The following is a 10,302-nucleotide window of genomic DNA, read 5'->3' as shown; positions in this document are numbered from 1 at the left end:
ACCCCTCCGTATTTTCTCGCTTTTTTTTTCAAAAATCAAATAGGAATCCTATAGTGACTGTCTTAACTTTCCCCTCAATTGGTCTATGAAAAACTGCCTTGACAACGCCAATTTTGGGGACTTCCAAACAGTCTCCCACAACTTTAACATTCTGAGGATACTGGATTGATTGTTTGTGGTGCTTTGACTTAAACCTAGGAAACTTAGCTCTACCCTCAAAAAAGTTGGTGTAAGCCTTGTTCAAATTGATTGCTACGCACTGCAAAACAGCAGAATAACAATCCTCTTTCAACCAAGGATGTTCTACTTTTAATTGTGGCAAGTAAGCTTTGTATACGCTCAGCTTTAATGACTTTCCGGTTTCTTCATAGTGTTGAATGCAAGATGAGAGTGCATAGTTCCAGTACCACCTTGCACAACCAAACGACTTGGCTAGAGCTATTTCTTGTTCGGTTGTCGGGTATAGTCTGACCTTAACTGCTTTCAACACTTTTAATCACCTCCTTGTTATCTGCTAGTATAACAAGCGTAGGTAAAAAGTGGGTACAAAAAATGAAGACAGAATGGTTTAAGATGCGTATGAGTGAACGCAGATTGAATAAATTACGGTTATATGCCGCAATCAAAGATACAACAATGACTCGCGTTGTTGAAGAACTCATTGACTCGTTAAAAATCCCAGAGATAGACAAAAACTCGGACACCCCTCTCCCGCGTTAACCGACGGTCAACATAGGTCGGGGGTGTACCTCGTTTTTGTCCGGACATTCATCCCACACCTCACTTCGTGTAGGATGTGGGATGAATGTCCGATTCAGCTAAGAGAGGAGTAAATTATTATAGGTAATCTTAAACCACCGAAGGGCGTAGCTTTCCGTCATATTTTGGCACATAGGAAAAAAATTTCAACTTCTTCCGTAAAGATTCACCCTGCTGCTGTATTCACTTAAAGCAACTTAAAAATTTTTCAATGATGAATTATAAATTAAGAAATGAAGTTTTTTAGATTTGCGCTCAAAAATTTACTTTTGGGGAGTAGGGAGAGGATAATTAAGTGCAAGCTAGATTTTCCGAAAATCAATCAGTTTTTGTAACCGCCCAAAACCGAAAGAATCTAAAAGTTTTCAGAATTTATAATTCATACTTATTCGACTTATCTTGCTAAGATGTTGCAGAATTATAATTCAACTGAGGTCACATGAGACACGAAAAACTATCTCCAGGACTGCTATTAGCATTTGAAGATTATCAACGGGAAGGACAGCAAGCTTTAACTCCACAGGTACGAATGCTGAGTATCATTCCTCCCAAAAACAATCTCAAGCCAACCCGTAGCGTAGTTTTTATCTACTGTGACGAGCATGCAGACTTGAGCCATCTTTCACAACAAGGTATTGAAGTCAACCAAAATGTCGGACACGTCCGGACGGCTTTCTTACCGATAGAAAGTTTAGACATCTTATCTGAAGACCCTGCCATTGAACGCATTAAGCCATCGCGTAAACTAAAACTGCGGATGGACGTTGCCAAGAACGCAGTTCATATACCGGAGTTTATAAAGAAAAATAACGGGCTTACTGGTAAGGGAGTTCTTATCGGTATTATCGACAGCGGTATTGACCCGAAGCACCCCGCCTTTGAAGGGCGTATTTTACGCATTTGGGATCAAACACTGTCTGGTCCTGGAGTGCTAGAGGGCAAATATGGCGCTGAATTAACTGGCTCACTACTCACAGTTTCTCAAGATACAAACGGTCACGGGACTCACGTTGCTGGAATTGCTGCTGGTGTGGATGCTACATATGGCGGTGTCGCACCAGAGGCAGAATTGATCATCGTCAGGAGTGACTTGGATGAAGGTCACATTGCTGATGCTGTCCGCTATATTTTCCGGGTCGCCCGAGAATTAGGGCGTCCAGCAGTCGTCAATATGAGCTTGGGTGGACACTTTGACCCTCACGACGGAAGCGACTCGCTGTCAAAAATCATTGACGCTGAAACTGGTCCTGGACGTATAGTTTGCTGTGCAGCGGGTAACGAAGGCAACGATAATATTCATGCTCAAGCAATTGTCAAGCCTGGTAAAACCCATACCATGCGTTTCAACGTGCCATTAAATCAATCAAGTATCGCGTTGTTAAACGGTTGGTACTCTAGTGCTGGTCAATTGGAAGTGTCTCTACGTAGTCCTAACGGTTTCGTCACACCCTTCCAACCAGTCATTGCTGAAGGTAATTATACAAAGGAATACACCTTGCAAGATTCGCGGGTGCAAGTCGCAACACCAAGACGCGATCCAGCTAACGGGGACTATAACGTTTTAGTACAAATTCGCGGTACAGCTAACGACAAGTTTAGTACCCCCGTACAGGGTGGAATTTGGCAATTGCGGTTCAAAAACACTTCATCCAAAGATGTGCGGTTGGATGTGTGGACATTAGATGGGTCAACATTATTCACAGGTAAGAGTGTGGCTGACTCTGTGAAAATTGGTTCACCTGGATGTGCCAGCAATGCAATTACAGTTGCTGCTTATACAACTAAAACTAAGTACACTGACATAGACGGCAAAGTTGAAGAATTTGGCTTCCCTGTGAATACAATTTCTGACTTCAGCAGTGAAGGACCGCTGCGAAATGATGTTCAAAAACCGGATGTCGCAGCACCAGGCGCGATGATTGTTTCCGCCCTCTCCTCGAATGCCAATTTCGACCACTCAATGATCATTAATTCCAAATTTGTGGCGTTAGCTGGTACAAGTATGGCAGCGCCCTTGGTCAGTGGCTTGGTAGCACTGCTGTTGCAGCGTAACCCCAACCTCGATCCCGCTGCTATCAAAGAACTGCTTCGTAAAAATAGTTCCATACCAGGTAAACCAGCAGGAACCTTTGATAATAAATGGGGCTATGGACTGATTGATGCGCTTAATCTCTAGTTGGACGTAGCAATAAGCATATCAAGTCCGTATAAAGGTAGTTAATCGCAACCTCATAAATTTGATAGGTTAATTATAGGGCAAGCAAAATTGCTTGCCCTTGTTGACTTAGTGGGAGGTTTTTATGAATTATCAAAAGCTGGATAGCGCCCTTGCAGTAGCGCTGAATGATGTCGATAACCCACAAGAGCCTAGTTTGAATGTTTTCATTCAGACCCAACCAGATGCAAACTCGACAGATGCACCTGCCATGTTAGAAAATTTAGGCGTCCCAAATGTAACGCCGGGAAAGGATATCTTCACAGCAACCTTATCACCAAACGCAATTTCTCAGTTGTCGGAACAGCCTTGGGTACAATATATCAAGCTATCTCAACAGATGCGTTTGCTGAACCATAGATCAAGAGCTTACATTTAATGTCCATCTGTGGTTCTTATTTCTTGATGTATTGCACTCAACATAAAGAACCACTATAACGCTGACAAAGAGGGGCAAATCAGTGGCGATCGCTTTGAATACATTAGACTTCTTGCACTCATTCTTTTTCTTAGTGTTCTTCTTTGCGTCTTTGCGCCTTTGCGCGAAACAAAATAATATTTATGCAAGAGGTCTATTAACATGACTAACCGTATTGCCTCCACTTCCCCACTTACTTGTTAGCGATTAGACTTAGGAACTAAACGCCGCAATAATCTGATGAGGGGTGATTCCATCTTGAGTCTAAAAGCGAGTATCTGCGTTCTCTGAAGAGCATTAAAATTATTGTCGCTCACAAGGATTAATGACTGACCATCAGGTAGTTTCGGACCGAGAGTTAAGCCTTCGATATTGTCTAGCGCCACATCCAGTTGTCTCAAATCAAAAAGCGGTTTTTTCTCAATAGGTTTGATGTTCTTAAGGTCAACAGTTAAAAGGCTATCGATATCATGAATATCATCAGCACCTTCCAAGGAAATTTGAAACAGTGCAATAGAAAACCCAAAGCCAGTAAAAGTCCGCTCTAAACTTAGGAAATGACCTTGATTGTCAAGAGCAACTAAATCAGTTAACCCGCTAGAAAATCGACGAGAAAAATTCAAAAATGGTGTGGCTGGTTCAGTCTGGTAAAGAAATTCTTTTTCTGGCTCACCAGTGAGCAAATTGTATTGTAAAATGCGGCAAGGGCTACTGGCTTTTGGTTTGGCTTCGGGACCATCTTGAACAAGAGCATTTTCCGTGGCTGTAAACAGATACTTTTGGTTGGGTGTGATAGTAAGAGATTCAAACCCTAAGTTCTCACGGATACCCTGTTTACCGCTTTGATTTGGCAAAAATTTCTTGGGAATTGCTAGTGTTGTCAGTTCCTTTGCAGAAGAACTGGAAAATTCTTTAATAAAAGGTTTTATCTGTTTATTATTATCGCCTTCAGAAGAAATATAAAGAGTTTCTTTATTAGTTAAGCTGATACCTTCTGAATCGATACTACTACTAGGAAAAGGTTGACTACTTTCGTTTAACAGTGTGGTGACGCCAACAGGTACAACCCCACCATCTGTTAGCGATCCCTTGCTGAGGTCAATTTTCAAGGTGTAAAAGCGAGCAGGAGCTTTTTCGCTACGGTCATCAGATATTGTGTAATAAAGTTCTTTTTTAGCGTCGTATGTAATTCCAGAAAACCCTCCCATTGGTGTTTTTTGGAAAGAAAAATCTGTGGGGAAAGTCGCAGAACCTATAAAATCTATTTCAGTTATCGGAAAAGCTGAAGCAGGTAGATTGATGAAAAATATGCTGACAATTAAAATCGGAATAATAAAGAAAATAATTAGCCGAAACTTCAAAAACTTTTTGATGTGCTGCATTGTGAGTTATTAGACTTATTGCAAAAGTATGGTCAATGAATATTTAGAACCACAGATGCACAACGGACACTTGCTATCTCCTTCGGAGACGCTGCGCGAACAACGGGGGAAACCCGTCTGCAGCGCTGGATTCACCGCAACGCAGTGTCCTCCAGATTAACACAGATGATTTATAGTGAAAATCAAAGCGCTCAGATTCCCGACTTCTTGAAGAAGTCGGGAATCTTGTTGTTAATTTGTGGTTTCCTTTTCAAAAAGATTGGCTTTTGCACTCTTGTTTATTGCTATGTGAAAACCACAAACACGATATCACACTAGCAATTAACTTGGTAGTTGGCTTGTATTACTCCCTTCCCAGTCTAAAATTACCTAAATCTCTCTAACTCTTACCTCTGTGTCACGCCAGACGCCTCAACGGGACGGCAGTTGCTACAACGGGGGGAACCCCCGCACGGCGCTGGCTCCTCTCTTGCCTCGTGCGGTTTTTTAATTAAGTAATCTTCGGGCGGTTCGGGAGTAAGCGCTTAAGCGCTCACTACAAACAAGTATTCTGAAAAAAGTTCACAAGCCAGTCTTTCACGCTGTGGGTTGCGCGGCAGTCGTCTTCGTTGTAACGTTGGATAATTTCTAGTAAAGAGCGATCGCCTGTTTTTAACCACTCGTCATACCAATAAATACACTTAGCACCGCTTGCTTCTGGATCACGCCACTCAAACCCCAACCATCGAGCAATTGCTTTTAAAGCATAACTTTCTACAGGTAACGCCACGTTTTGCGTTAATACTTCATACACATCCACAAACCGCCTAAGTACCGGGAATACAGAAGTGTACGGAGTGTGGTACTCCTTTGCGAGTCGTTTGACTGTATCAAATTCGTACACACAAAAATGGTAAATTGGTGCATCTGGATATTGCCAAACCAAATCCAGAAATTGTTGCCAAATCAATTTTTCTTCTTCTTTTGTTTCTGCCAAAAAAGAATAAAAACGTTCTGTCTTAGCAAGTCTATCAACAACCAGAACCCCCAATAGGTAATCTAAATTCAAGTCTGGTTGCGCCTCAATATCAAAATATATCTCTACAGGAGCCGTGAACAGGATATCATCCCTCTGAGAATCCACCTGTGTAGCGTTTGCATCAGTGTCTGCTGCTTTATCGAGGCAAACAAAAGTGTCAACAGCTGAAGACTTTACAAGATATTCTTGCTTTGGTGGCAGGTACGGTATGATGAGCGGACGGTTTTCCTGGATAGATTGCGCTTGCAATATCAGCTTGGGCGCTACTATGCTGTCGAAACCAGGTAGGTTTTCCAGTTCAGTCGCACGAGTTGTCGCTAAAGATTCTACTGTTGTTATATCTAACGCTTGCAGTTGTTTGTAGCGAACGGGTGTCACACCTGGTAACAAAGACAGGTGTTTCTGAGATTGGGCGACTGTATAACAATGACTGTACCAAGGGCAAAGACTGCATCGTTGACGAGAGATGAATACTTCCGGCGCTTCGTCTGTTTCCAGAGTTTGAATATACTCCTCCAGAATGCGCTGCATTTGTGGCATCCATTTAGATATATCCACAGGATAACTCACCTCTTTACCACGCAACATCAGCCAAGCTGTTTCCAACTCAACTTCTTGCACCCTCGCCAACACATAAGCGTGAAATGCTGCTACAACCTGATACTCCTGTTTAGGACGCTTACCTAGTTCAATACTTACTGGAACGTACATCCAATCTCCAAAGCGCGATTGTCCTGTTTGTTTCAAGAGAATATCTGGACGGCTTAGTAGCGTGTGTCTTTCAGAATAACTTGCTAACAGCACTCCTTGATGAATGCACTCAGCCCCCTGCTGCATCAACTCAAAAGTCGCTGCTGTTCCTGCTTTCCAGTCTCTGTGTGGATATTGTGGTTCCTGATATGTAAACTGTGTCAAAACACTCATCTGATGAGCGATTTTGTCCTGGTACAGTTTAAGCAGCAAATCATTAGCAGCATCTCGCCGACTTTTGTCACCGTGAATGTCTAAAAAAGGTCGGCGCTTGCAGCGTTGGTATTGCAGCAGTTGTTCAGCATTAATTAACATTCTTTTAAGGTAACAAGAATTCGCACTTTGTGGCAGTGATCCAAATAACTAAAGTCAATGTTACCAAGCACACTTTTTTGGCACAGTGGGGAAGTCCAGAAGTGAAGGAAAGTAGGAAAAGTAGGAAAAGTAGGGGGAGAATAACTAAATATCTAGTGACTAAAGATTAATGATCGATGACTAGTATTTCTGCATCACCAACCAAGTTGCATCAGCACCGACAGCTATTTCCAGCTTTGGCAAATAAGACGTATTTTAACTATGGCGGTCAAGGACCAATGCCACAAACGGCTTTAGATGCAATTTCTCATGCGCAAGCTTATATCCAGCAAATAGGTCCTTTTGGTACTGAGGTGAATCGCTGGATAATACAGGAGACGAAAGCTGCTAGAAATGCGATCGCCTCTGAGTTAAATGTCCCAGCAGAAACAATCACCTTAACCGAGGATGTCACTGTTGGCTGTAATATTGCCATGTGGGGTCTTGATTGGCAGCCAGGCGACCACATACTGCTTAGCGATTGCGAACATCCTGGTATCATCGCAACAGCTCAGGAAATCGGGCGTAGGTTTGCTGTGGAACTGAGTACCTGTCCGTTAATGGCAACTTTAAACGAAGGGAACCCGGTTGAAGTCATCACTCAACATTTGCGTCCAAAAACTCGCCTTGTCATCTTGAGTCACGTTCTTTGGAATACAGGTCAAGTTTTGCCTATTGACAAAATAGCTGAAATCTGCATAAATAACTCTATCAAACTTTTGATAGATGCAGCTCAGTCCGTCGGCTTATTGCCTTTAAACTTAACTGAATTGGGAGCCGATTTTTACGCCTTTACAGGTCACAAATGGCTGTGCGGTCCTGGGGGTGTGGGAGGTTTGTATGTAAGACCTGAAGCCCGAGACAGCTTGAAACCTACGTTTATCGGTTGGCGCGGCGTAATTTCTGACAGTAAAGCTAAGCCTGTAGATTGGTTTCCAGATGGGAAACGCTATGAAGTGGCGACATCTAATTATCCACTGTACACAGGCTTAAGGGAGGCGATCGCCATTCATCAGCAATGGGGAACACCAGAGGAACGTTACCAGCAAATTTGCCGTTACAGCGAATACTTATGGCAACGATTACAGGTATTACCCGATGTCAAAGTTTTGCGAACTTCACCACCAGAAAGTGGTTTAGTCTCGTTTCAACTCACAAATCAAAAACCTAACGCTAGCCGTGAACTGGTTGTCTTTTTAGAGTCACAAGGGTTATTGACTCGGACAATAGCCGATCCGGATTGCGTACGTGCTTGTGTTCACTATTTTACTCTAGAATCAGAAATCGACCAACTGGTTGAAGGAATTCAACGATTTTGTCAAATGTAGGTAGTGGGTAGTAAGTAGTAGTTCTTTTTGATAACTAATAATTAACAAATGTAGAGACTTAGCATGCTACGTCTCTACAACGAACAATTCATCATGAATAATTAAGTCATATCTCCAATGGATAGACCAATTTTATACATAGCCATCACCAATCACGGCTTTGGTCATGCAACCCGCGCCGCAGCTGTCGCCGCGACAATTCAAAAGTTATGTCCAGAAGTGTTACTTGTTATCGTCAGCACAGCACCACGATGGTTGCTAGAGTGCTACATAGAAGGGGACTTTATCCACCGTCCCCGGGCGATGGATTTAGGTGTGGTGCAAGCAGATAGCTTGACAATGGATAAAACTGCAACTTTAGAAAAATTACTTGAGATCAAGAAAAACCAAAATTCCATCATTGCTTCTGAGGTCAACTTTATCCGCCAAAATCGCGTTAATCTTATCTTGGCGGATATCCCCTTCCTTGCCAGCAAAATTGCCAAAGTAGCTGAGATACCTTGTTGGATGATGAGTAACTTTGGCTTTGACTTTATCTATCGAGATTGGGGTGATAGCTTTACAGAGATCGCGGATTGGATAAGTGATTGTTACTCAAAGTGCGATCGCCTGTTTCGTCTTCCTTTCCATGAACCGATGCAAGCCTTCAACAATATCACAGATGTAGGCTTAACAGGCGGTTCTCCTCGTTACACTTCCCAAGAAGTCCGCTCCACATGGGGAATCACAGCCCCAACAGAAAAGACTATCTTACTCACCTTTGGGGGCTTAGGTTTGCAGCAAATTCCCTACCATAATCTAAAGCAATTTCCAGATTGGCAATTTATCGCCTTTGATAAGTCTGCCCCCGATTTGCCAAATTTAGTGCCAGTCACCGACCACAAATACCGCCCTGTTGATTTTATGCCAATTTGTGGACGAGTTGTTTCTAAACCAGGTTTCAGTACCTTTGCTGAAGCTACACGTCTGCAAGTGCCAATCGTTTCAGTGACTCGCGATGAATTTGCAGAAGCGGCTTTTTTATTAGAAGGTATTACGAATTACAACCAACATCAAATTCTTACCCCATCTGAATTTTTTCAGGGAACTTGGGATTTTCTCAACCAACCGCCCAACCAACCGAAGCAATCCCAACTTATCGCTAAGGATGGGAATGAAACCATAGCTCAAGCTGTGCTCAACTATTTGCATCTCTAAAAACTAAAGCCGTAAAATCAACAAAACAGCTTTTTAAGGGAAGCTACTTACGGCTTAAAGCCGTAACAGGTACTGTAAATTAAGTACTTTTTTATATTAATTTATCTATTTTTAAGTTTTGTCATGGAACAAAATCTATCTTCCCTGACTTTGAGCTTCGCCTCGCAGGATATACGTCGAGTCTTAGACAAACAAAGGGAAGAACGGCAAATTTTACTCACTCAAACGAATATCTTGTTTGTGGCAAACAGTGCATTGCTCAGCGTTCTTACCATCGCAAGGCTGCTTTCTGTCTTCAGCCTGTTCAGTATTATAGAAGTTATATTATTTTTGATAAACTTTACACTACTGATCAATGCTTTGCTGCCACGGCAATTCGTCATTACTCCCAACCCAGAAAATGAAAAATTTTTGGAAGGTTATCTGGCAATGCCACCAGAAGAATATCAATTGCAGATGCTCGTTAATCAAGTAGAGACGTATAATGCTAACAAGCAGCCTATCAACGATATCTCTCAGTCGTTATTCTATGCTGCTGGTGTAACTTGGGGAATTGCGTTGGTTGCCTTGTCGCATGTAGTCGCTCTCTATTTTATACCTGATTTGCAGCAACATTTATGAATTCTTCCGAAAGATTTAATGGCACAGAATCTGATAGTAGGTGTTTACGTTTGCCAAAGCCAGATGCAGCAAATATTACAGTTATAACCCCCAACTTACCCAATAAACCGATTCTTCCTTGGACTCACTTCGACTCTCCTTGGCTAGAGAGCGAAGAAAATCATCAAGAAGAAGGAAAAGAGGAGGATAAGAAGTCAACACTCGACACTGAAGAGTCCACAAACTCTGAACCAGAGACTGATGACTCATGATTCATGATT

9 protein-coding genes are annotated in these 10,302 nt (G+C 42.4%); 6 read left to right on the top strand and 3 right to left on the bottom strand.

What is annotated here, in order from left to right; all coding sequences use genetic code 11:
* Nucleotides 1-28 precede the first annotated feature (28 nt).
* Nucleotides 29-490, bottom strand: a complete 462-nt coding sequence (locus tag ACM0OZ_RS39320; protein ID WP_414588278.1) for an RNA-guided endonuclease InsQ/TnpB family protein — start codon at nt 488-490, stop codon at nt 29-31.
* A gap of 708 nt (nt 491-1,198) precedes the next feature.
* Between ACM0OZ_RS39320 and ACM0OZ_RS39315 the strand changes: the two genes are divergently transcribed.
* Both ACM0OZ_RS39315 and ACM0OZ_RS39310 read left to right on the top strand, forming a co-directional pair.
* Nucleotides 1,199-2,935: a S8 family peptidase gene (locus tag ACM0OZ_RS39315; protein ID WP_414588277.1), complete on the top strand. Its 1,737-nt coding sequence runs from the start codon at nt 1,199-1,201 to the stop codon at nt 2,933-2,935.
* Nucleotides 2,936-3,059: 124 nt separating this feature from the next.
* Entirely contained in the window at nt 3,060-3,353 is a 294-nt protein-coding gene (locus tag ACM0OZ_RS39310; RefSeq protein WP_414588276.1) for a hypothetical protein, read from the top strand.
* 239 nt (nt 3,354-3,592) lie between these two features.
* Here the strand turns inward: ACM0OZ_RS39310 and ACM0OZ_RS39305 are convergent, their stop codons facing one another.
* Together ACM0OZ_RS39305 and ACM0OZ_RS39300 are read right to left on the bottom strand one after the other, a co-directional pair.
* Nucleotides 3,593-4,774 (bottom strand): esterase-like activity of phytase family protein, encoded by a 1,182-nt coding sequence (locus ACM0OZ_RS39305; protein ID WP_414588275.1) that lies wholly within the window; start codon nt 4,772-4,774, stop codon nt 3,593-3,595.
* Between the two features lie 535 nt (nt 4,775-5,309).
* On the bottom strand, nt 5,310-6,857 hold the full coding sequence (locus ACM0OZ_RS39300) for a TM0106 family RecB-like putative nuclease (protein ID WP_414588274.1): 1,548 nt from the start codon (nt 6,855-6,857) through the stop codon (nt 5,310-5,312).
* A 176-nt stretch (nt 6,858-7,033) separates the two neighbouring features.
* On the opposite strand from ACM0OZ_RS39300, the gene ACM0OZ_RS39295 reads away from it, so the two are divergent.
* The 4 genes from ACM0OZ_RS39295 (at nt 7,034) to ACM0OZ_RS39280 (ending at nt 10,293) form a co-directional block, all read left to right on the top strand.
* Nucleotides 7,034-8,224: an aminotransferase class V-fold PLP-dependent enzyme gene (locus ACM0OZ_RS39295; RefSeq protein ID WP_414588273.1), complete on the top strand. Its 1,191-nt coding sequence runs from the start codon at nt 7,034-7,036 to the stop codon at nt 8,222-8,224.
* 117 nt (nt 8,225-8,341) lie between these two features.
* A complete protein-coding gene (locus ACM0OZ_RS39290; protein WP_414588272.1) occupies nt 8,342-9,421 on the top strand; it encodes a glycosyl transferase in 1,080 nt (359 codons plus the stop codon).
* Between the two features lie 123 nt (nt 9,422-9,544).
* Entirely contained in the window at nt 9,545-10,042 is a 498-nt protein-coding gene (locus tag ACM0OZ_RS39285) for a hypothetical protein (RefSeq protein ID WP_041041524.1), read from the top strand.
* On the top strand, nt 10,039-10,293 hold the full coding sequence (locus ACM0OZ_RS39280) for a hypothetical protein (RefSeq protein ID WP_414588271.1): 255 nt from the start codon (nt 10,039-10,041) through the stop codon (nt 10,291-10,293). The genes ACM0OZ_RS39285 and ACM0OZ_RS39280 overlap by 4 nt, the downstream gene beginning before the upstream one ends.
* The last annotated feature ends 9 nt before the right edge of the window (nt 10,294-10,302 follow it).

Origin of the sequence: Scytonema sp. PCC 10023, from assembly GCF_963920835.1 — a bacterium.
Lineage (GTDB): Bacteria > Cyanobacteriota > Cyanobacteriia > Cyanobacteriales > Nostocaceae > Kalymmatonema.
The sequence above is the reverse complement of the archived record's forward strand: the minus strand, read 5'-3'. Positions and strand labels throughout refer to the sequence as shown.

Excerpts from the sequence above, each read along its gene's own strand:
- ACM0OZ_RS39280 (WP_414588271.1), top strand. The coding sequence starts at position 10,039 with ATGAATTCTTCCGAAAGATTTAATGGCACAGAATCTGATAGTAGGTGT.
- ACM0OZ_RS39315 (WP_414588277.1), top strand. The coding sequence starts at position 1,199 with ATGAGACACGAAAAACTATCTCCAGGACTGCTATTAGCATTTGAAGAT.
- ACM0OZ_RS39285 (WP_041041524.1), top strand. The coding sequence starts at position 9,545 with ATGGAACAAAATCTATCTTCCCTGACTTTGAGCTTCGCCTCGCAGGAT.
- ACM0OZ_RS39295 (WP_414588273.1), top strand. The coding sequence starts at position 7,034 with ATGACTAGTATTTCTGCATCACCAACCAAGTTGCATCAGCACCGACAG.
- ACM0OZ_RS39300 (WP_414588274.1), bottom strand. The coding sequence starts at position 6,857 with ATGTTAATTAATGCTGAACAACTGCTGCAATACCAACGCTGCAAGCGC.
- ACM0OZ_RS39290 (WP_414588272.1), top strand. The coding sequence starts at position 8,342 with ATGGATAGACCAATTTTATACATAGCCATCACCAATCACGGCTTTGGT.
- ACM0OZ_RS39310 (WP_414588276.1), top strand. The coding sequence starts at position 3,060 with ATGAATTATCAAAAGCTGGATAGCGCCCTTGCAGTAGCGCTGAATGAT.
- ACM0OZ_RS39305 (WP_414588275.1), bottom strand. The coding sequence starts at position 4,774 with ATGCAGCACATCAAAAAGTTTTTGAAGTTTCGGCTAATTATTTTCTTT.